The following is a 20809-nucleotide window of genomic DNA, read 5'->3' as shown; positions in this document are numbered from 1 at the left end:
CCTATTTCTCATAATGCTGTACGTCAATTTATATTGTGATAGTCTCCCCTCGAGGAAACGCCAAGCTCCGCGCCGACGGTCGCGCGGATTGCGTGCTAGTGTCGCAACAGCGGAGTCGCGACGATTCACGAGAAGGGGGCCTTGTCCTTGAAATCGCGCACCAAGCCCACGACCGAGAAGCCTGCAAGCCCGCGCAAGGCTGCGATTGCCAAGCTGGTCCCCGCACCCAGCGCCGCTGGCGACGTCGAGGCCGACGACAAGCAGCGCGGCGGCGGTGTGCAGTCGCTTGGCCGCGCCTTCTCGATCCTCGAAGAGGTCGCGCGCCATCGCGAGGGCATTGGCCTAGCAGAACTCAGCAAGCTGGTCGGGCTGCACAACTCCACGACGTTTCATCTGGCAAAGACGCTGGTCTCGCTCGGCTATCTCCGCCAGGAAAAGGACAACAAGCGCTACCGCATCGGTCGCCCCTTGTTCGCGCTCGCCGCATCCGCGCTCGACGAGATCGAGATGGTGAATGTCGCGACGCCCGTGCTGGAGGAGCTGTCGCGCCAGACCGGCGAAAGCAGCCATTTTGCCGTGCGGATGGGCGATGCGGTCGTCGTCATCGCGCGCACAAGCGGCCCCGGCGCGTTCCAGCTCACCGACCGCGTCGGCGTCGTGCGCCCCGCGCACTGCACCGCGCTCGGCAAGATCATTCTGGCCTCGCTCCGCCCCGAGCAGCTCAAGCGCTTCCTCGATCGCGCGGAGCTGAAACCTTCGACGCCGAAGTCCATTACCGATGCCGCCGTGCTGACGCGCGAGATCGCGGAAGTGCAGCGCACGGGCGTCGCCTTCGACGACGGCGAGTTCAATCCGGAAGTGCGCTGCGTCGCCGTGCCGGTCACCGATTTCACCGGGCAGGTGATCGGCGCGCTCGGCATTTCCGGCCCGATCTGGCGGCTCTCCAACCAGGCGCTGCACGCCGGCGCGCAGGTCGTGCAGGCCGCCGCCGACCGCCTGTCGGTCGAGTTCGGCGCCAAGGACCGGGCGCACAAGGCGTTCGCGCAGAAAGTCTGAACCGCGCGCAGGCGGCGATTTTGCCGGTTGACACCGGCAATGGCGTTCGGGATTATCCTCCAGCATTAAAAAAATATCTCTCACATTATCGGATGCCCGGTTTTGAAGAGAGGCACGATGCACCCGGGAGGAGATAGACATGATCCGCTACCCGCGACGGACGTTGTTACGGGCGGGCGCCGCCTTCGTTGGCGCGTCCGCACTGGGATTTCCCGCGATCGTGAGGGCACAGGCCGAGAAGATCCGGATCGGGCACCTGACGCCGCTCACCGGCTTCCTCGGCGTGATCGGCAGCTACGCACAGCTCGGGGTGAAGCTCGCGGCGGAAGAGATCAACGCCTCTGGCGGCATCCTGGGCAAGCCAATCGATCTGCTCTCGGAGGACTCGATCAACCCGGCGACCGCCGCGACCAAGGCGCAGCGCATGCTGGAGCAGGACGGCGCGGTGGTGCTGCTCGGCGAAATCTCCTCGGCCTCCTCGCTCACCATCATGCAGGTCGCCGAGCGCAACAAGAAAGTGTTCTTCTCGACCGGCGCGCGCTCGGACGCGCTGCGCGGCAAGAACTGCAACAAGTACTCGTTCCACTGCGACATCCCGAACACGGTGATGGTCAACGCGGTCGGCACCGCGCTGTCGCAAAAGGGCATGGTGAAGGGCAAGAAGTTCTTCACGCTGACCGCCGACTACATTTTTGGCCATGACCTCTTGAAGGCCGCGAAAGCCTTCTTCGGCACGCACGATGCCAACCTGATCGGCGACGAACTGATCGCGACCGACGCCACCGATTTCAGCCCGTATCTGCTGAAGGTGCGACAAGCGAAACCCGACGTGGTCTGCTGCAACCTCGCCGGCAACCAGGTGACCAATCTCGTCAAGCAATATGCCGAGTTCGGCCTGCCCTATCCTCTGGTCGGCTTCAATCTCAACACCGGCGATGCCTGGGCCGCGGGCGCGGGCAATCTCAGTGGCACCTGGCCGACGGTCTGGTATCACACGCTGGACAATCCCGCCTCGAAGGCCTTCGTCGCCGCGTTCAGCAAGAAATACGGCAAACCGCCGGAGAACCACGCCTGGATCGACTACGTTACGCTGAAGCTCCTGGCGGAGGCGATCAACACGACGAAGTCGACCGACAGCAGCGAGCTGATCGCCTATTTCGAGAAGCAGTCGCAGTTCGACATCGGCAAGGCGCGCAAAGCCTATTTCCGCGGCTGGGATCACCAGCTGGTGCAGGAGGCCTATCCGTTCACGGTGAAGCCGAAGGACCAGATGAAGGACCAGTGGGACATGCTGGTGCTGGGCGATGCAGTGCCGGCGGCAAACGATCCGCTCGAGACGATCTATCCGACCAGGGAGCAGAATCCCTGCGAGATGAAGGCCTGACGCAACGGGCCCGGCCGATAGACGTCAACGGCGCCGGCCCTGCCGGCGCCGTTCTTCATCAAAGCGATGGACGCAACATGCAGTTCGAGTTCTTGCTGGAACAGGTGGTGAATGGCCTCGTGCTCGGCGGCTATTACCTGCTCATCGCGCTCGGACTGTCGCTGATCTTCTCGGTCGGCGGCATCGTCAACCTCGCTCATGGTGCCTTCTATGCGCTCGGTGCCTATGTCTGCGTCGAGCTGACGAAACGCCTCGGCTTCGGAGCCTCCGTGGTGATCTCGCCGTTTGCCGTCGCCCTGCTCGGCATCCTCTTCGAACGCTTCATCCTGCGCCGCTTCTACACGGCCGATCCGATTCTCAGCCTGCTCGTGACCTTCGGCCTCGCAATGGTCGCAGAGCAGGCGATCCGCATGATCTGGGGCGCTGCGCCCGTCTCGACCGAGATCCCGCAGAGCTTTCGTGGCTCGGTGATCGTCGGCGACTTTCTGTTCTCGCGCTATCGCCTCTTGATCCTCGCCGTGGTCGCGGCGATCCTGCTCGGCGTCTGGCTGCTGCTGCAGAAGACCTCGTTCGGGCGCGTGGTCCGCGCCGGCATCCAGCGGCCGGACATGGTCGCGGCACTCGGCATCCGGCTGCAGCCCTACATGACCGCGATCGTGATGCTCGGCGTCGGCATGGCCGCGCTCGGCGGCGCGTTCTTCGCGCCGATCACCACGGTGCATCCGGCGATGGGCGCCGAGATCATGACCATCGCCTTCGTCGTCGTCGTGATCGGAGGTCTCGGCAGCTTCTGGGGCGTGGTCATCTCGGCCCTGCTCGTCGGCGTGGTGCGCGGCATCGCCATTCACTTCGAGCCTGCGGCCGGTGAAGCCTCGGTCTACATCCTGATGTTCCTGGTGCTGCTGGTGCGCCCGCGCGGCCTGCTCGGCGAGCGCATCGAGAAATTCGAATGAGGACCGCCTCCACGCCTGCGAAGCTGCAGCCGCTGCTGATCGCGGCCATTGCCGTCATCGCGCTGCCGTTCCTGCTGAAGGCATTCGGCCTGTCGCTGAACACCGGCACCTGGATCGTCGGCCTTGCGATCGCGACCATGGGGCTGAACCTCTGCATCGGCTATACCGGCCTCGTCTCGTTCGGTCACAGCGCCTGGTTCGGCATCGGCGCCTATGCCGCCGGCCTGATCCAGCTGCGTTTCTTCCCCGGCGAGATCTGGCTGCCCCTGCTGGGATCGATGGTCGTGGTCACGATTGCAGCCACCGCGATCGGCATGCTGATCCTGCGCCGGCGCGGCGTCTATTTCTCGCTGCTGACGCTGGCGCTGGCGGCCCTCGTCTACACCACCGCATTCCGCTGGACGAGCCTCACCGGCGGTGAAGATGGCCTCGGCGGATTGAAGCGCGGCGGCATCGGCACCGTCAGCTTCGACAGTGCGCTCAACTACTACATCGTCGTCGCCGTGATCGGGCTCGCCGTGCTGTACATGCTGATGCGCCTGGTGCGCTCGCCGTTTGGGCATGTGCTGGTCGCGATCCGCGAGAACCAGCTGCGCGCGAGCTTTCAGGGCTACCCGGTCGAGCGCTACAAGCTCGCGGTGTTCGTGATCTCGGCCGTCGTCACCGGGCTTGCCGGCGCGCTGATCGGCTTCCTGAACTATCTGGTTTCGGCCGAAGCGGTCTCGGTGCCGTTCGCCGGCGAGCTGCTCGCCATGGTCGTCATCGGCGGCATGCGCAGCCTGCTAGGGCCCGCGCTCGGCGCACTGTTCTTCATCCTGTTCAGAGAGCTGTTCTCGATCTGGACGTCGGACTGGCTGTTCTGGTTCGGCCTCACCTTCGTGGCCTTCGTGATGTATTCGCCCGGCGGCCTCGTCGGCATCGGTGCGCTGATCATGCGGCGCCTGCGTCCGCCCGCGGAAGAGTCAGCCGCGATGAGCCGGCGCAAGATCTATGACGGCCTGCCGCTGCCCGACTTCCTGCGGCCGGAAGCACTCAAGGGCACCGTGCTCGAGGTCAGCGGCGTCTCGCGAAAATTCGGCGGCATCCGCGCCGTCGAGAATGCCAGCATCTCCGTTGCCGCCGGCGAGATCCATGCGCTGATCGGGCCGAACGGCGCCGGCAAGACCACGCTGTTCAATCTGGTCTCCGGCCTCTATGCACCGGATCAAGGCACGATCCGCCTGCAGGGCCGCGACATCGCCGGCGTGCCGGCGAATGCGATCTGCCACCAGGGACTGGCGCGCTCGTTCCAGATCACAAACCTGTTTCGCGGACTGACCATCTATGAGAATTTGCGCCTGTCGCTGCAGGCGCGGCGGCCGATGCGCTTCAACATCTGGAACGACATCGACGCCTACGAAGGCATCCATGCCGAGACCGCGGCGCTGGTCAAATTCCTCGGGCTCGAGGGCATCGAGGAGATCGAAGGCGGCGAGCTCTCCTATGGCGGGCAGCGGCTGGTCGATCTCGGCATCGCGCTTGGCAGTAAGCCACAGGTGCTGCTGCTGGACGAGCCGCTCGCAGGGCTCGCCGCCGCCGAGCGCGAACGCGTCTCCAACCTCGTCAAGAACATCGCGGCCAACATTCCCGTGCTGATCGTCGAGCACGACATCGACCGCGTGCTCGGCTTCTCAGCTGTGGTCACCGTGATGAACCAGGGCGAGGTGCTGATGTCCGACTGCCCCAAAGCGGTGCGGGCCGACCTGCGGGTGCAGGAGATCTACACCGGCAAGGGAATTCCGCCAGTCGAGCATCGGCGCAGCCTGGAGGCGGCCGATGCGCGCGACACCGTGCTCCGCCTCGATCGCGTCAACACCTTCTACGGCAAGAGCCATATCCTGAGCGACGCCGCGCTCGACGTGCGCGAGGGCGAGATCGTTGCGCTGCTCGGCCGTAACGGCGCCGGCAAGTCGACGCTGCTGAAAACCGTCGCCGGCCTGGTGCCGGCCGCATCAGGTAGCATCGACTATCGCGGCAGCGACATCGCCCGCCTTCCCGCACCCGACATCGCCCGCCGCGGCGTCGGTTATGTGCCGCAGGGCCGCGGGCTGTTCGCCGGCATGACCGTGCGCGAAAACCTCGCGCTCGGACGCCTCGCCCGCAAGACCGACGGCAGCGATGGCGTGGTCTGGAACGAAGAGCAGATCCTGCACTATTTTCCGCGCCTGAAGGAGCGCATGAACGTCGCCGCCGACTATCTCTCCGGCGGCGAGCAGCAGATGGTGGCGGTCGCCCGCGCGATGTCGGGCAATGTCCGCCTGTTGCTGCTTGACGAGCCGTTCGAGGGCCTCGCGCCGGCGGTGACGCTGGAGCTGTTCAAGGTGTTCGACCAGCTCCGCAAGCACATGTCGATCGTGATCGTCGAGCACAATCTCGATCTCGTGCTGGCGCTCGCCGACCGCGTCTTCGCGCTGGAGCGCGGCGCCGTGTTCCACCAGGGACCGGCCGCGCCGCTGCTGAACGATCTCGGCTATCGCAAGCAGATCCTGTGGCTCTAGCTTGCCCTACTCCGCCTTGATGTTCGCGGCCGCCACGACCTCGGCCAGCTCCTTCGTCTCCTTCGCGATCTTGGCGGCGTAGTCGGCCGGGCTCAGCACGCTGACGACGCCCTGCGAGCCGAGCTTGTCCGCGACCGCCGGATCCTTGGCAGCAGTGACGATCTCCTGGTGCAGCGTCTGGAGGATCGGCGCAGGCGTCGCCTTCGGCATGAAGAAGCCGACCCAGAACGAGATGTCGAAGCCGGGATAGCCGGCTTCCGCGACGGTCGGCACGTCGGGCAGCGCCGGCAGCCGCTCGGCCGAGGACACCGCGAGCGCGCGCAGCTTGCCGGCCTTCACCAGCGGCACGGCGGAGAGCGGATCGAACACCGCGAGCACCTCCTGCGCGAGGATGCCGACCTCGGACGCCGCGCCGCCGCGATAGGGCACGTGGATCAGCTTGATGCCGGCCTTCTGGGCGAGCAGCTCCATGGCGAGATGCGCGAGGTTGCCGTTGCCGCCCGAGCCATAGGCAAGCGCGCCGGGTGCCGCCTTCGCCGCCGCGACGAGATCGGCGACGGTCTTGATGTCGGCAGTCTTGGGATTCTCCGGATTGACCACCAGCACCAGCGGCGCCGACACGACGGTGGTCAGCGGCGCGAAGTCTTTCTCCGGATCGTAGCGGATGTCCTTGAACAGCGTCTTGTTCAGCGTGATGGTGGACGAGTTGCAGGCGAGCATGGTGTAGCCGTCCGCATCGGCACGCGCGACGCCTTCGGCGGCGATCATGCCGTTGGCGCCGGCGCGGTTCTCCACCACGAAGGGCTGCCCGAGCTTGTTGCCGAGCCGATCGCCGACGATGCGCGCGACCACGTCGACGGGGCCGCCCGCGCTGAAGCCGACCATGATCTTCACCGGCCGCGACGGATATTTCTGCGCGAGCGCCTCGGTCGTCAGCGCAGCGGCGCATAGTCCGGCGATGAGCGCCAGCAGGCGAGCCGTTCGTTGCATTCGTTCTCTCCCAGCCTCGCACGCCGCTTGTGCATGTTTGTTGGTGCGGCACAGGCGAAGACCATGATGAGCGGCCACACCGGATTTCGCAATCGCGTTTCACGGGCGCGGTGCCGGACAATTCCGCCGCGCGGCACGTAAGAAGCGGTCTCAACAAAAAAGTGCGAAAACAACCCCATGCACAGTAGCCGGCCTCTGCCGGATCAAGGGCTTGCGAGGCGGACCCACGATTTCTGATTTTGCTAAATTAGTTTGACCCGTCGGGCAAAACAGTGGCAGAATGGCATCATCGCGATCACCGTGAGCGTCCGGCCCACCCGGCCATGGGCGCCTCGCGGCGGCTCCGCGTAAATCCCTCATCGACATCTGAAAATCGCAACCGCCGCGCAAAGCGCGATCGGCTTCGCTTCACGCGAGCCCGCGCGTGCACCGGCAAGGGACACATCGACATGACGACAGCTCTGGAACACACCAGCACGACATCCATCGCGGCGAACGGTTACGGCAGACCGGCAAGCCCGCGGATCAGGCTGCATCGGCGGCGCATCGCGATCGACCATCCCGATCAGCAAGCCGGCGAGCGCCTGCTCGCCGAGGCCCTCGGCGCGGTCGATCGCGACGCGCTGCAAGGCATCCTGAAGCAGCTCATGAAGGCGAGCGTGATCGGGCAGAAGCCGGACGAGGCCAATCTCGCCTTCATGGTCTCGATGATGAAGAGCATCGCGCCCAGGGATTCCATCGAGGCCATGCTCGCGGCGCAGATGGTGGCGGTTCACGCCATGGCGATGCGCTCCGCCTGCCGCCTTGCCTTCACCGACGACCTTGCGCAACAGGAAAGCGCCACGCGCGCCCTGACCCGGCTGGCCCGCACCTTCGCGGCACAGACCGAGGCCCTGAGCCGCCATCGCAACAGCGGCGAGCGCGCGATCACCGTGCAGAACCTGTCGGTGCAGGACGGCGGCAAGGCGATCGTGGGGAACCTCACGCAGCATGCGAATGTGATCGTTGCGGAGAGCCAGAGCGACTCGCGGCAAGGTATCGGCGCATGACCGGCCACACCCGCAACACCCTCCCGATGCGGGCCAGTCCGCGCTGTGGCGCCATGACCCGCAGCGGCACGGCCTGCCGTTCGCCGGCCGCGCACGGCAAGGCGCGTTGCCGCATGCACGGCGGCGCACCGGGATGCGGCGCGCCGCCAGGAAACCGGAACGCGCGCAAGCATGGACGGTTCGCTGGGGAAGCGATCAGCGAGCGAAGGCAGATCTGCTCTCTGCTGGACGAAGCGCACAAACTGCTGAAGGAGCTGACCTGATCTGCGCCGCCGCGTCATCCAGCGGTCACAGCGGCGCGTCGCCGGCATATCGGCCAGCCAAAAGACCGTCAAGGCGACCGGCAGCCCTCACCTGTCCTGCCGTCCGGCGGCGCCGCCAAGAAACAGCTTCCATGACTTTTCGAAATACAGCTTCCGCTCCTTGGCCGAGGCCAGCGGCTTGAATCCGAACATCGCCAGCGTGGTCGGGCCGACGATGATGCTGTTGATGAGAAAGTCGGTCAGGAAGTTCGTATCGCCCGAGACGAGGCGCTGATCGGACTGGGCTTTGGTCACGGAGGTCCGCAGTAGCGACATGATGGCGTCCGGCTCCGGCTCGGCGTCGTTTCCGGCAGCCACCATCATCTCGCTCGCGGCGATCCTCTTGAAGGCCACCAGCTCCGGATCGAGATTGATGTCGAGGAGACAACTCGCCAGCTCCTTGAGCTGCGCCAGGCTGTTCTGACCCGACTGCCTGACTTGAAGATCGGCAAGGAGCGCCATGATGCGGCGGCGGCTCCGCTCGAGCACGGCATCGAAGATCGCGCGCTTCGATGGGTAGCGCCGATAGATGGTATCCTTGCCGGCGCCGCATTCCGAGACGACGCGCTCCATGGATGTCGCGGCATAGCCGTCCCTGGCGAACAATTCTGCGGCAACCGCAAGGATCCGGTCTTCGATCGCCTGCGCTTCCGCCTTGGTCGGCCGGCCACCACGGCCTTCCCGCCTTGCGCCGACACGCTTGCTGACGGGTGCCTTGGCGGATGTCCTGCCGCGCCTGCCGGTCTTCACTGCCGTCTTCATGCCTTCCCCTGCGCGGTCCCGGAATCATCCGCTGGACTTTTAATAGTTCTAAATACTCGAAAATGCCAACCGCATAACTGGACAGTTCCGTCCCGTTTTGTTTTAAGCCGATCCGCAGATTTTGGTTGGGGTTTTGAAATGGGAATGACCGGGGGATCGCAGCGGACTCTGCGAGGTGCGGCACTTTTGCTAGGTTCTACTGCTTTTCTGGCGTTCGACGTGCCGGCCTTTGCGCAAAACACCGCGCTGCCGCCGGTCACGGTGGACGCACCGCAAGCGCAACGGGCGGCGCGCAACGTCGCGTCGCAGCGTCAACAGGTGACGACGCGGCGCAGCGCCCGGGCGAGGAGCAATCCGACGGCACCGGCGCCGGCCGCTCCCGCGGCGGCATCCGCAACAGGCCGGCAGGACACGCGCGACCGGGTGCTTGCCACCAACCAGTCGACGGCGACGAAGACGTCCACGCCCGTACTTGAGACTCCGCAATCGGTCACCACGGTAACGCGCCGGCAGATCGACGAGCAGAATCCGCAGACCGTCGGCAATGCCCTCAGATACTCGGCAGGCGTCCTCTCCGAAGTGGATGCGACCACGCGCTATGACAGCGTGTTCCTGCGCGGCATCGGCGGCTTCGGCATCTCGACCAATTTCGTCAGCTTCCTGGATGGATTGAAGCTGCCGCGCGGCCAGGCTTTCGCGGTGACGTCGATCGACGCGTTCCTGCTCGATCGCATCGAGGTCATCAAGGGCCCCTCGGCCGTCCTGTACGGGCAGATCAGCCCCGGTGGTCTCGTCAATCTGGTCAGCCGCCAGCCGAGCGACGTCCCCTACAACGAGGTGCGCATCGAAGGCGGCAGCTACGGCCGCATCCAGGGCGGCATCACCAGCCAGGGTTCGCTGGATGCTGCGCATCAATGGCTCTACAGCATCAGCGCGATCGGCCGGATGTCGGGCACGCGCTATGACGACGTGGACGAGCAGCGCTTTGGCGTGGCGCCGGCGATCACGTGGCGCCCGGACGCCGATACGCAGCTGACGGTATCCGGCTTCTATCAGCATGATCCCAAGGGCGGATATTTCAACTCGCTCTATCCGCAATCGCTGGCGCCGGCAGCATACCGGCCGTATCTCAATCGCAATCTGAACATCGGCGATCCCGGGTTCGATCGTTTCGACCGCGAGCAATCGGGTGTCGGCTATGTGTTCGACCGCCGCCTGAACGACGTCGTCAGCTTCCACTCGGCGCTGCGCTACGCCAAGGTCGATACCGACTTCCAGTCGCTTCAGATGTTCGGCCCGATCACCGCGGCCGGCACGATTCCCCGCGCGGCGATCCGGTCCACCGAGAGCGCCGACGGCATCGCCGCCGACAACCGCCTGCGCTTCGACTTCAGGACATCAGAGGTCGAGCACACCGTGCTCGCCGGCTGGGACCAGCAGAACGCGCGCAGCTCATGGCTCTATCAGTTCGGCGCCGCAACCTCGCTCGACGTCGTGAACCCCGCCTATTATCAGCCGGTGGGAACGCTGTTTCCGTTCATCAACAACGACCAGTCGCTGTCGCAGACCGGCATCTACGTCCAGGACCAGATGACGTTCGGCGGCTTTCGCCTGACGCTCGGCACGCGGCACGACTGGACCGAGCAGAACAACGACAACCGGATCTCGCTGGCCAAGACGTCGCAGGACAGCGACAAGCAGACCTATCGCGCCGGTCTGCTTTATCTCTTCGACAACGGTCTGGCGCCCTATGTCAGCTATTCGACGTCCTTCGAGCCGACCATCGGCGTCGGGCCCGGCGGCCTGCCCTTCGTGCCCACGACGGGCGAGCAGTATGAAGGCGGCCTGAAATACAAGCCGGCCTTTGCCGACATGCTGTTCACCGCCGCCGTGTTCGACCTGCGCCAGCAGAACACGCTGACGCCGTCGGCCGTGCCGGGCCTCAGCGTGCAGCAGGGCGAGATCCACTCGCGCGGCGTCGAGCTCGAGGCGCGCGGCAAGCTGACCGAGAACATCGAGATCATCGCGGCCTCGACCTTCCTCGACACCAAGGTCACCCAATCGACCGACCTCACGGCGATCGGCAAGCGCCCGCAGGCCGTGCCGACGCATTTCGAGTCGCTGTGGGCCAATTACAGCTTTCTCACCGGCGGCCTCGCCGGCCTGACCATCGGCGGCGGCGTCCGTTCGGTCGGCCCGAGCTATGGCGACGACATCAACAGCCTGGTTTCGCCGGGATATGTCGTGTTCGACGCCGCAGTGCGCTACGACCTCACCAATCTCGTGCGCGCCTGGAAGGGCGCGGAGGTCACGCTGAACGTCACCAACCTCTTCGACAAGAGCTACTACACCAGTTGCAGCTCCAACTTCTACTGCCAGTTCGGAAACGGCCGGCTCGCGCTCGCGGGCCTGCGCTACCGGTGGTGATCGCATGATGCTGTGCCGGCCATGACAGCGAGACGGCTGCGGTGGTGGTCCTGGATTCACAAGTGGAGCAGCCTGATCTGCACGATCTTTGCGCTGCTCCTTTGTCTCACGGGACTGCCCCTCATCTTTCACGAGGAGCTGGGACCAAGCCCCGCGATCGACGAGGTCGCCGATTCCGGCAGCCGCGCGTCCGTGGACACGATGATCGCCCAGGCGCTCGCCGGGCGGCCGGGTGAGGTCGTGCCGTATCTGTTCTACGATCGCGAGAAACCGATCGTGAAGATACCGACGGCCGCCAGCATGACGTCTGCCCCGGACACCTTCTTCTACAAGGTGTTCGACGTCAGGACCGGCAAGGCACTCAGCGCCGACCAGCCCAATGAGGGCTTCATCTATGTCATGCTGCGGCTTCATGCCGATTTGTTTGCCGGCATCAAGGGCACGCTGTTCCTCGGAGGCATGGGACTGTTGCTGGCCGTATCGATCGTCTCTGGCATGGTCCTGTACGGGCCGTTTGCGCGGCGCCTCAGGTTCGGCGAGATACGCAAGCGGCACAGCAACCGGCTGCGCTGGCTCGATCTGCACAATCTGCTCGGCATCATCACCCTGGCCTGGTTCGGCATCGTCACGCTGACGGGCGTGATCAATACGCTGGCGGCGCCGATCGAGCTGATGTGGCAGTCGAACCAGTTGATCGAGATGGCGGCGCAAAACAGCGGACAGGCGCAAGACGATCGCAGGGCACCGGTCGACCTGGTGCTCGCCAGGGTCCGCGCAGCCGTGCCGGGAATGACGGTCACGACGCTCGCCTTTCCGGGCAGCCCGTTTTCCACGCCCACGCATTACGCGGCGTTCCTGACCGGCGATACGCCGCTCACGAGCCGCATTCTCAAACCGGCCATCGTCGATGCGGCCAGCGGCGAAGTCGTCGCGGTTCGCGACATGCCATGGTACGCGACGGCTCTGTTCGTGTCGCAGCCGCTGCATTTCGGCGACTACGGCGGGTTGCCGCTGAAGATCATCTGGGCGATCCTCGACATCGTCACCATGATCATCCTGATCAGCGGCCTGTATCTCTGGCTCGCCAAATGGCGCTCGGGCCGTGCCGTCGTCGACGCCGTGGGAGCAGTCCCGGCTGAGCCCGCCCGATGACGACAGGCCGGACAAGGCAAGCGCCCTGGGCGATCCCGGCGCTGCTGGCGCTCGTGACGCTGTTCGGTCTGCTCGCGGCTCTGATCGGTGAAGGGGGTTTCTGGTGGCCCCTTTCGTGGGTGACGCTGGCGGTGCCTTGCCTATGCAGCGGATATTATCTCGTTCGCGGCCTGTTGCCGCCCGAACAATCCTGACACCGCGTCCGGTCCGCTCTCCGCACTGCCCGCATCGGGATTCGAAATGCCCGTTGCACACGGAACTTCTCGTACCGGCGCTACTTTGAATGGGCAACGGAAGCATGCCCGATGAATGCCGAAACGGAACTCAAATTCCGCCTTGCGCCGCGAAAGCTGTCATCCGTGTTGCGCGCCGGCGCATCGAACGGACGACGCGGCGACCGGTCCGAGCAGGATCTGGTGTCGATCTATTACGACACCGGCAAGCAGAAGCTCAGGCGACATGGTCTCACGCTCCGCGTCCGCAAGGCTGGCGATCGCTATGTGCAGACCGTGAAGGCCGGCGGCTCCGGAACCGTGACACGCGGCGAATGGGAACATGAGGTCGCAGGCGCGAAGCCCGACTTCGAGAAGATCAAGAACACGCCTCTTGCGGATCTCGCGTCCAAGAAACTTTCACGCAAGCTGCGGCCGGTGTTTCAGACCGAGGTCCATCGCACCACCGAGGCAAGGCGGGTGCGAAAGAGCCGGATCGAGCTCGCCGTCGACCGCGGCCGCATCGGCGCCGGGCGGCGCTCGCGGCCGGTCGCCGAGCTCGAGCTGGAATTGAAATCCGGGCAGGTCGCCGATCTGTTCAGACTGGCGCGCAATCTCGAACGCAGAACGGGCGCCGAGCTCGATCTGCGCTCGAAAGCGGAGCGAGGCTTTCAACTCGTGACGGGACACGGCGCAGGCGCGCAGCACGCCGGGCCGATCGAGCTGAAGGGCGAGCTCTCGCCGCGCAATGCCTTCGGCGTGATCGCGCATTCGACGCTTCGCCAGATTACGACGAATGCCGATCCGGTGCGGGAGATGGATTCGGAAGGTGTCCACCAGATGCGCGTCGGCCTGCGGCGCCTGCGGGCCGCGATCTCGCTGTTCTCCGACATCCTGCCGCGCGCCAGCACGGAACGGATCAAGGCCGAGCTCAAATGGCTTACGGGCGAGCTGGCGGCGGCGCGCGAGATCGACGTCTTCCTCAACGAGAGCATTCTGCCGATCGCCGGCCAGGGCGTCCCGAAACGCGGCGCTCGCGCGATCGCCAAGAAGTTTTCCGCGGAGCGAAGGGCCGCCTTCGCGCGCGCCCGCGAGGCCGTCGAATCGCCCCGCTACCGCCGCCTGCTGATCGACGTGATCGAGTGGATCGAGACCGGACAGCCCCGCGCCGATGACGACCAGTCGATTGCCGCTTACGCCGCGGCGGTGCTGGACCGCCGGATCAGGAAGGCGCGCAAGCAGGGCAAGCATCTGGACGATCTCGACCCGATGCAGCGTCACAAGCTGCGGATCAGGATCAAGAAGATCCGCTACGCCGTCGACTTCTTCAGGAGCCTCTACGGCAATCGCGACCGCAAGCAGCTCGCAAGCCTCTCCGGCCAGCTTAAGGCGATTCAATCCGCGCTGGGATCGCTCAACGACTTCATGACGCATCGCGAGCTGGCGACGGAGACGGCGTTGGCAGCGCCGCCGGCGAACCGGCGCGCGCAGGCTTTTGCATCGGGGTTCATCGTCGGCCGGGAGCGTGAGGCGGCGCGCAACCTGATGAAGGACGCCGCCGGGGAGCTGCATCGATTGCACCGGCTGCGCATCGCACCGGGCATATGACCACGAAAACCGGCACATTATCGGTCGTTGCAGACGTAGATCGGCTCCTTGCCGGATGACGCGCTGAAGCCGCTGCGGGCGTGGACGTGGTGGCGTCCGGCCGGCGTTCACCTAACTTGGGTTAAAGAGCGCCACAAAAGTTTCTCATTTCGCCCGGGCTCGCCGTCGTATTTTGGTCCAGGATTTTGTTCCTTCTCTGCGGCGGGGCAGGCTTCATGAACCTGGAGACCTGCGATGCGCCGTCATGTTGCGTTTGGTTTTGCTTTTACTTGTATTGTCGCGATTTCATCGGGCGCTGCCGATGCACGCCCCGCTCGATCCCTCCTCGTGGCAACGCCGCCCGAGTGCAACGTCACCATGCCCTGCGACTTCTCCGGCTCGAACATGCGCACGACGGCATCGCGACTTGGCGCGCCGCGCGAGGGCACGGGACGCGTTGCCATCATGCGGGTTGCAACAGTGGAAGGCACGGCCCAAGTCGTCGGCGGCCGCCCTACCGGCTGCCCGCGCTCTTTCTGCGGTTGCGCGGCGGCGATCCGCGTATTTGGCCACATCGTGCCGGGATTGAACCTGGCTGCGAACTGGCTGCGCTTTCCGCGGACCTCGCCCGCTCCCGGGATGGTCGCCGCGCGGCACGGGCACGTCTTCGTTCTGGAGCAGCATGTCGGGGGAGACGTGTGGATGGCGTATGACGGCAATTCAGGCGGCCGGGCCACGCGCATCCATGCGCGCTCGTTGCGCGGCTATGTGGTGGTGAATCCGCGGGTCGGGTGAGCGGGCGCCTACAGGCCCCGCGCGTTGATCCTGTCGCGCAGGCGATGACAGAAGTCGTCCAGCAGCGCCTGGAGCCTTTCGAAGTTGACCACGGTCCGGTCGGCTTGCGCGCGCTCGGTCGTGCCGGGCGCAAAAGCGCCGCGCAGGCGCACCAGATGGTTCAGCCGCTGGCGGCCGCTCGCCGCCCGGCTTTCCGCAAACTCGAGATGCTCGAGGTCATGGCCGAGCGAGTCTTCTTCCGCGATCAGCAGCTTGAGGATCGTGTCCCGGTTATGAGGCGGCAGATCGCCTCCGTTCAGAAGGCCGATATAGTGATCGATGTTGGCACGGGCGACATATCGTTGCATGACACTTCCCCCGGGTCGTTTTCGGCATGCCAGCACAAAGGGGAAATCGAGGCAAGCGGCTGTTGCGCGTCCTCGTAACACAAATAATCGCGCACAGCCTCAGAGGCGCGTGGCGTGGCCATTGCTCCGACTTGGCACGGTCGCCCCGATCGTGTAACGCCACAGGAAAATTGCCGGGACGGAATGCCGATGGGGACTGCTGCGACCGACGACGCGGGCGATGCCAGCCGCGCGCTGATCTTCGCGCTGGTAGCGCTCGCCTGCGGGCACATGCTCTCGACCTTGCTGCGCACGATTCCGGCCGTCAGTCTCGACCTGATGGCGGCGGATTTCCGCATCGAGCCGCAGGCGCTGGCGAGCCTGACCTCCGTCTATCATTTCGCCTTTGCGGCCTCGCAAATCCCGGTCGGCGCGGCGATGGACCGGTTTGGCGTGCGGCCGGTGTCGCTCGGCCTGCTCGCAGGAACCGTGCTCGGCGCGGTGGCCTCGGGGTTTGCGACCGGACCTGAGAGTTTTGCGGTCGGGCAGCTCATGCTGGGCGTCGCGACCTCGGGCATGCTGATGTGCCCGATGACGCTCGCCGCCAAGCAATTGTCCGCGGCGCGGTTCGGATTGTGGTCGGGCGCCATCCTCTCGATCGGCAATGTCGGCATGCTGCTGTCGTCGAGCCCGCTCGCCTTCGTGATCGACAATTTCGGCTGGCGCGCCGGGTTCTGGATCTCGGCGCTCGGCGGCATCCTCGTCGCGCTCGCGGTGTTCGTGCTGGTGCCGAGCCAGCCGGCCGAGCACAAGGACGACTCCTCGCCGTTGTCGCAGATGACGGAGGTGGTCAGGCTCGGCCTGTCGCGGCCGCTGCGCGGCGTGATCGCGCTGGCGCTGGTGTCGCTGGCGAGCACGCTGGTGCTCCGCGGCCTGTGGGGCGGACCATGGCTGATGGAGATCAAGGGACTGACGCGGGTCGAGGCCGGCAACCAGCTCGGCGCGTTCACGCTGGCGATGATCGCAGGTCCCCTGCTCATCGGCATGATCGATCGCAGGCTCGGCCGCCGCCGCGAGCTGGTCGCGGGCACTCACGCGGTCGCGGTGCTGCTGCTTGCGCTGATGGCGCTGGGAGCGCCGCACTTTGCCGTCGCATGGCTGTTCGGCGTGACCGTCATGCCGCCGTACTACGATCTGGCACTGTTCGTGCTGATCGGGCTCTTCACCTCCTCCCAGCCGCTGCTGTTCGGCATGTCCAGGCAACTCGTCGACGCGCAGGTCGCAGGCAAGGCACTCGCGGCCGTCAACCTCGCCTTCTTTCTCGGCACCGCGCTGATGCAATCCGTCACCGGCGCGGTGGCGGCGCTCGCCGGGCTGCCGGCCGTGCTGCTGTTCATGGCCGCGGCACTGGCGTTCGGCGTGCTGATCTTTTTGATCTACACGCGACCTGTCTGAGCCCCTTGCGAAATACGGAAGCACAGGGGATGCTGCGCCGCTACTCGCATCAAGGGAATTCCAGTCCATGCCTGTCGACCACAAAGCCGCCACCGATCGTCTCATGCGCTTCCTCGCCGTCGAGGGCGTCACCGGACAGGAGGCGGCGATCGGGCGTGAGCTCACGGCCGCGCTGAAGGAGGCCGGCGTGCCGGCCAAGGCGATCCGGCTCGACGATGCCAATACGCGCATTCCCGTGCCGACCGAGACCGGCAACCTCATCGTCGACCTGCCCGGCCGCGGCGCGCTGCACAACCAGCCGCGGATCATGTTCATGACCCACATGGACACGGTGCCGCTGTGCGCCGGCGCCAAGCCGAAGAAGTCTGGGCGCAAGATCGTCAACGAGGCCAAAACCGCGCTCGGCGGCGACAACCGCTGCGGCTGCGGCGTGCTGGTGACGCTGGCCGCCGAGCTGGCAAAACAGAAGCTCGATCATCCGCCGATCACGCTGCTGTTCTGCGTGCGCGAGGAGAGTGGGCTCTATGGCGCGCGCCACGTCAAGCTGGACGAGCTCGGCTCGCCGGTGATGGCGTTCAACTATGACGGCGGCTCGGCGTCCAACGTCGTGATCGGGGCGGTCGGCGCCGACCGCTGGACCGTCGAGATCTTTGGCCGCGCCTCGCATGCCGGCGTCGCGCCCGAGCGCGGCATCTCCTCGACCATGATCATGGCCCTCGCGCTTGCGGACGTGGAGGCCGGCGGCTGGTTCGGCAAGGTGGTGAAGGGCAAGCAGCAAGGCACCAGCAATGTCGGACCCGTCACCGGCGGCGAAGGCCGCCCCGCGGGCGATGCCACCAACGTCGTCACCGACTACGTCCATGTGCGCGGCGAGTGCCGCAGCCATGACGGAAAATTCTTCAAGGAGATCACCAAGGCCTACAAGGCCGCGTTCGAGAAGGCGGCCAAGAAGGTGACGAACGCACAAGGCAAGTCCGGCAAGGTCAAGTTCAAGGCCGAGACCGACTACTATCCGTTCCGCATGAAGGAGAACCTCCCCGTGGTGAAGCGCGCGATCGAGGCGGTGTCCGCGGTCGGCGGCACCCCGAACGTGCGCGCCGCCAATGGCGGCCTGGACGCCAACTGGATGGTCCGCCACGGCATTCCGACCGTGACCTTCGGCGCTGGCCAGAACGAGGCGCATACGGTCGACGAATGGATCAATCTCGACGAATACGATCGCGCCTGCGCGCTGGCGCTGCAGGTTGCGACGATGCGGTGAGTCAGGTTCGTAGGGTGGGTTAGCCGAAGGCGTAACCCACCACTGTTCGTATCCGCAGAGACAGAAGAGGTGGGTTACGCCAGCGGACTGCGCTACGCGCATCCGCTAGCTAACCCACCCTACGAAAAAAGAAAAAAACAGGGAGGCCATATGGCACGCATCGCAAAGATCGAGACCGGGCTCTACCGGATTCCCCTCCCCGTCACGCTGTCCGATTCCACGCATGGCGAGATCGCGGCGTTCGAGCTGATCACCTGCCGCATCCGCGATGCCGATGGTGCGGAGGGCGTCGGCTACACCTATACTGTGGGCCGAAATGGCGGAGCCACCGCCGACATCCTCGGACGCGAGATTCCGCCGCTGGTCGAAGGGCGCGAGGCCGACGATACGGAAGCGATCTGGCATCACGTCTGGTGGGCGCTGCATTATGGCGGGCGCGGCGGGCCGACGGTGCTGGCACTCTCGGCGCTCGACATCGCGCTGTGGGATTTGAAGGCGCGGCGCGCGAAGCTGCCGCTGTACCAGTTGCTCGGCGGCTTCGATGCGCGCGTGCCCTGCTATGCCGGCGGCATCGACCTCGATCTCCCGGTCGAGGCGCTGCTCAAGCAGACCGACGGCAATCTCGCAAAGGGGTTTCGCGCCATCAAGATGAAGGTCGGCCGGCCCGACCTTGCCTCCGATGTCGCCCGCGTGCGGGCGATGCGACAGCATCTCGGCGACGGCTTTCCGCTGATGGCGGACGCCAACATGAAATGGACGGTCGAGGAAGCGATCCGCGCCGCCCGTGCCTTCGTGCCTTACGATCTCACCTGGCTCGAGGAGCCTGTTATCCCCGACGACGTCGCGGGCCATGCCCGCATCATGCAGGCCGGCGGCGTGCCGATCGCGGCGGGCGAGAATTTGCGGTCGCTGTGGGAGTTCAAGAACTACATCGTCGCGGGTGCGGTGTCCTATCCCGAGCCCGACGTCACCAATTGCGGCGGCGTCACCGCCTTCATGAAGATCGCGCGGCTGGCGGAGGCCTTCAACCTGCCCGTCACCAGCCACGGCGCGCACGACATCACCGTGCATCTGCTCGCGGCCTGCCCGAACCGCTCGTACCTCGAGGCGCATGGTTTCGGCCTGGACGCCTATATCGAGCATCCGCTGGTGCTCGAGGACGGCAAGGCGCAGGCCGCCTCGCGGCCGGGCCACGGCATCGGCTTCGACTGGAAGGGCCTGGCGAAGCTGGCGGCGTAGGCAACGCGCTCTGTTGCACGCGAGCTATTCGCTGGCACCGGATGCACGGGCCGAGGATTTCGGTATGGTGGCGGGTCGCCACCATTCGAGAGACCTCCGCCTTGACACCCGAGCTGCACCAGAAACTGACCGCGTGGCGCCGGCATCTGCATGCCCACCCCGAACTGTCCCTCCAGGAGAAGGCCACCGCCGCCTTCGTGCAGGACAGGCTCACCGAGCTTGGTATTCCCTTCGAGGCTGATGTCGGCGGCCACGGCATCGTCGCGACCTTGAGGCGCGGATCGGCGCAAGGGCGCGTCGGCCTGCGCGCCGACATGGATGCGCTGCCGATCACCGAGGACACCGGCCTGCCCTACGCCTCGAAGACATCAGGCGTGATGCATGCCTGCGGCCATGACGGGCACACCGCCTCGCTGCTCGGCGCGGCGGCGCTGCTCGCCGCCGACACCAGCTGGAGCGGAACGGTCGATTTCATCTTCCAGCCGGCCGAAGAAGGATATGGCGGCGCGCGCACGATGGTTGCGGACGGGCTGTTCGAGCGCTTTCCGATGGAGCGGGTGTTCGGCTTCCACAACTGGCCCGGTCTTCAGGCCGGCAGCATCGCGGTCCATGACGGCGTCGTCATGGCCTCCGGCGGCCGCATCACCATCACCATCGAGGGCCATGCGGGACACGCCGGCATGCCGCATCTCACGCGCGATCCGGTGATGGCGGCCGGCCATCTGATCGTGGCGCTGCAGTCGATCGTCTCGCGCAGCGTCGATCCGCTCGACACCGCGGTGCTGTCGCTGTGCACGATCGAGGGCGGCACCGCGCCGAACCAGATCGCCGGACGCGTCACGATCCGCGGCACCCTGCGGTTTCATCGCGAGGAGATCAAGGACACCATCCTCAGTGGGATCGAACGGACCTGCGCCGGCATCGCCACGAGCTTCGGCGTCAAGGTCACGCCCGAGATCGTCATGGGCGTCGGCGTGGTGATCAACAGTCCGGCCGAGGCGGGCCTCGCGCGCCTCGCCGCCGAGAAGGTGCAGGCCCCTCTCCGCCGCGACCTCGCGCCGAGCATGGCCGGCGAGGACTTCGCCTTCTACCTCAAGCATCGGCCCGGCGCCTTCGTCTGGATCGGCAACGGCGAGTTGCGCGACGGCGCCGAGCTGCACGGCCCGCGCTACGATTTCAACGACGCGATCCTTCCCGTCGCGTCCAGCTGGATGGCCGAGGTCGCCAAGACGGCGCTGAGCGCGAACTAGCACTACTTTGGCAGATTGTTGATTTTGCCGCGTTTTATAGGATTCCCGAATCGATTTTTCAATGATTCATGG

General features: G+C 65.7%; 18 protein-coding genes. 15 read left to right on the top strand and 3 right to left on the bottom strand.

Annotated features, from left to right (window positions below):
• Positions 1–141: 141 nt before the first annotated feature.
• From XH79_RS29985 to XH79_RS29970, 4 genes are all read left to right on the top strand, one after another.
• Complete coding sequence (locus XH79_RS29985; RefSeq protein ID WP_271583961.1) at positions 142–1056, top strand: IclR family transcriptional regulator; 915 nt, start codon at positions 142–144, stop codon at positions 1054–1056.
• Between the two features lie 139 nt (positions 1057–1195).
• Positions 1196–2440, top strand: coding sequence for an ABC transporter substrate-binding protein (locus tag XH79_RS29980; protein ID WP_211410959.1), 1245 nt, complete (start codon positions 1196–1198; stop codon positions 2438–2440).
• A 77-nt stretch (positions 2441–2517) separates the two neighbouring features.
• The gene (locus XH79_RS29975) at positions 2518–3393 is read left to right on the top strand and encodes a branched-chain amino acid ABC transporter permease (RefSeq protein WP_271583960.1); all 876 of its coding nucleotides are present in this window, start codon (positions 2518–2520) and stop codon (positions 3391–3393) included.
• Positions 3390–5930, top strand: coding sequence for a branched-chain amino acid ABC transporter ATP-binding protein/permease (locus XH79_RS29970; RefSeq protein ID WP_271583959.1), 2541 nt, complete (start codon positions 3390–3392; stop codon positions 5928–5930). Before XH79_RS29975 ends, XH79_RS29970 begins: the two co-directional genes overlap by 4 nt.
• A 6-nt stretch (positions 5931–5936) precedes the next feature.
• Here XH79_RS29970 and XH79_RS29965 read toward each other — a convergent pair whose 3' ends face one another.
• The gene (locus XH79_RS29965) at positions 5937–6920 is read right to left on the bottom strand and encodes a Bug family tripartite tricarboxylate transporter substrate binding protein (RefSeq protein WP_271583958.1); all 984 of its coding nucleotides are present in this window, start codon (positions 6918–6920) and stop codon (positions 5937–5939) included.
• Positions 6921–7369: 449 nt separating this feature from the next.
• On the opposite strand from XH79_RS29965, the gene XH79_RS29960 reads away from it, so the two are divergent.
• Together XH79_RS29960 and XH79_RS29955 are read left to right on the top strand one after the other, a co-directional pair.
• The gene (locus tag XH79_RS29960) at positions 7370–7969 is read left to right on the top strand and encodes a hypothetical protein (protein ID WP_271583957.1); all 600 of its coding nucleotides are present in this window, start codon (positions 7370–7372) and stop codon (positions 7967–7969) included.
• Positions 7966–8232, top strand: a complete 267-nt coding sequence (locus tag XH79_RS29955) for an HGGxSTG domain-containing protein (RefSeq protein ID WP_271583956.1) — start codon at positions 7966–7968, stop codon at positions 8230–8232. Before XH79_RS29960 ends, XH79_RS29955 begins: the two co-directional genes overlap by 4 nt.
• A gap of 87 nt (positions 8233–8319) precedes the next feature.
• On the opposite strand, the gene XH79_RS29950 is transcribed toward XH79_RS29955, so the two are convergent.
• Positions 8320–9033 (bottom strand): TetR/AcrR family transcriptional regulator, encoded by a 714-nt coding sequence (locus tag XH79_RS29950; protein WP_271583955.1) that lies wholly within the window; start codon positions 9031–9033, stop codon positions 8320–8322.
• Positions 9034–9177: 144 nt separating this feature from the next.
• On the opposite strand from XH79_RS29950, the gene XH79_RS29945 reads away from it, so the two are divergent.
• The 5 genes from XH79_RS29945 (at position 9178) to XH79_RS29925 (ending at position 15206) form a co-directional block, all read left to right on the top strand.
• Complete coding sequence (locus XH79_RS29945; protein ID WP_271583954.1) at positions 9178–11460, top strand: TonB-dependent siderophore receptor; 2283 nt, start codon at positions 9178–9180, stop codon at positions 11458–11460.
• A gap of 21 nt (positions 11461–11481) precedes the next feature.
• The gene (locus XH79_RS29940; RefSeq protein WP_271583953.1) at positions 11482–12612 is read left to right on the top strand and encodes a PepSY-associated TM helix domain-containing protein; all 1131 of its coding nucleotides are present in this window, start codon (positions 11482–11484) and stop codon (positions 12610–12612) included.
• Positions 12609–12806, top strand: a complete 198-nt coding sequence (locus tag XH79_RS29935) for a hypothetical protein (RefSeq protein WP_211412623.1) — start codon at positions 12609–12611, stop codon at positions 12804–12806. Before XH79_RS29940 ends, XH79_RS29935 begins: the two co-directional genes overlap by 4 nt.
• A gap of 111 nt (positions 12807–12917) precedes the next feature.
• Positions 12918–14432 carry a CYTH and CHAD domain-containing protein gene (locus XH79_RS29930; protein ID WP_271583952.1) on the top strand — a complete coding sequence of 505 codons (1515 nt, stop codon included), beginning with the start codon at positions 12918–12920 and terminating at the stop codon, positions 14430–14432.
• A gap of 234 nt (positions 14433–14666) precedes the next feature.
• Entirely contained in the window at positions 14667–15206 is a 540-nt protein-coding gene (locus XH79_RS29925; protein ID WP_271583951.1) for a hypothetical protein, read from the top strand.
• Positions 15207–15214: 8 nt separating this feature from the next.
• On the opposite strand, the gene XH79_RS29920 is transcribed toward XH79_RS29925, so the two are convergent.
• On the bottom strand, positions 15215–15553 hold the full coding sequence (locus XH79_RS29920; RefSeq protein ID WP_212343395.1) for a hypothetical protein: 339 nt from the start codon (positions 15551–15553) through the stop codon (positions 15215–15217).
• 189 nt (positions 15554–15742) lie between these two features.
• Between XH79_RS29920 and XH79_RS29915 the strand changes: the two genes are divergently transcribed.
• The 4 genes from XH79_RS29915 (at position 15743) to XH79_RS29900 (ending at position 20737) form a co-directional block, all read left to right on the top strand.
• On the top strand, positions 15743–16987 hold the full coding sequence (locus XH79_RS29915) for an MFS transporter (protein WP_271583950.1): 1245 nt from the start codon (positions 15743–15745) through the stop codon (positions 16985–16987).
• Between the two features lie 67 nt (positions 16988–17054).
• Positions 17055–18248, top strand: coding sequence for a M20/M25/M40 family metallo-hydrolase (locus XH79_RS29910; protein ID WP_271583949.1), 1194 nt, complete (start codon positions 17055–17057; stop codon positions 18246–18248).
• 150 nt (positions 18249–18398) lie between these two features.
• Positions 18399–19487: a mandelate racemase/muconate lactonizing enzyme family protein gene (locus XH79_RS29905; RefSeq protein WP_212343392.1), complete on the top strand. Its 1089-nt coding sequence runs from the start codon at positions 18399–18401 to the stop codon at positions 19485–19487.
• A gap of 101 nt (positions 19488–19588) precedes the next feature.
• Positions 19589–20737: an amidohydrolase gene (locus tag XH79_RS29900; protein WP_271583948.1), complete on the top strand. Its 1149-nt coding sequence runs from the start codon at positions 19589–19591 to the stop codon at positions 20735–20737.
• The last annotated feature ends 72 nt before the right edge of the window (positions 20738–20809 follow it).

The sequence above is a fragment of the Bradyrhizobium sp. CCBAU 45389 genome (assembly GCF_028128625.1).
Lineage (GTDB): Bacteria > Pseudomonadota > Alphaproteobacteria > Rhizobiales > Xanthobacteraceae > Bradyrhizobium > Bradyrhizobium liaoningense_B.
This window is presented reverse-complemented; position numbering and strand designations above follow the sequence as displayed.

Coding starts and splice junctions, on each gene's coding strand:
- XH79_RS29925 (WP_271583951.1), top strand. CDS start 14,667: ATGCGCCGTCATGTTGCGTTTGGTTTTGCTTTTACTTGTATTGTCGCG.
- XH79_RS29945 (WP_271583954.1), top strand. CDS start 9,178: ATGACCGGGGGATCGCAGCGGACTCTGCGAGGTGCGGCACTTTTGCTA.
- XH79_RS29905 (WP_212343392.1), top strand. CDS start 18,399: ATGGCACGCATCGCAAAGATCGAGACCGGGCTCTACCGGATTCCCCTC.
- XH79_RS29920 (WP_212343395.1), bottom strand. CDS start 15,553: ATGCAACGATATGTCGCCCGTGCCAACATCGATCACTATATCGGCCTT.
- XH79_RS29910 (WP_271583949.1), top strand. CDS start 17,055: ATGCCTGTCGACCACAAAGCCGCCACCGATCGTCTCATGCGCTTCCTC.
- XH79_RS29965 (WP_271583958.1), bottom strand. CDS start 6,920: ATGCAACGAACGGCTCGCCTGCTGGCGCTCATCGCCGGACTATGCGCC.
- XH79_RS29915 (WP_271583950.1), top strand. CDS start 15,743: ATGGGGACTGCTGCGACCGACGACGCGGGCGATGCCAGCCGCGCGCTG.
- XH79_RS29955 (WP_271583956.1), top strand. CDS start 7,966: ATGACCGGCCACACCCGCAACACCCTCCCGATGCGGGCCAGTCCGCGC.
- XH79_RS29980 (WP_211410959.1), top strand. CDS start 1,196: ATGATCCGCTACCCGCGACGGACGTTGTTACGGGCGGGCGCCGCCTTC.
- XH79_RS29960 (WP_271583957.1), top strand. CDS start 7,370: ATGACGACAGCTCTGGAACACACCAGCACGACATCCATCGCGGCGAAC.
- XH79_RS29935 (WP_211412623.1), top strand. CDS start 12,609: ATGACGACAGGCCGGACAAGGCAAGCGCCCTGGGCGATCCCGGCGCTG.
- XH79_RS29950 (WP_271583955.1), bottom strand. CDS start 9,033: ATGAAGACGGCAGTGAAGACCGGCAGGCGCGGCAGGACATCCGCCAAG.
- XH79_RS29930 (WP_271583952.1), top strand. CDS start 12,918: ATGAATGCCGAAACGGAACTCAAATTCCGCCTTGCGCCGCGAAAGCTG.
- XH79_RS29970 (WP_271583959.1), top strand. CDS start 3,390: ATGAGGACCGCCTCCACGCCTGCGAAGCTGCAGCCGCTGCTGATCGCG.
- XH79_RS29940 (WP_271583953.1), top strand. CDS start 11,482: ATGACAGCGAGACGGCTGCGGTGGTGGTCCTGGATTCACAAGTGGAGC.
- XH79_RS29975 (WP_271583960.1), top strand. CDS start 2,518: ATGCAGTTCGAGTTCTTGCTGGAACAGGTGGTGAATGGCCTCGTGCTC.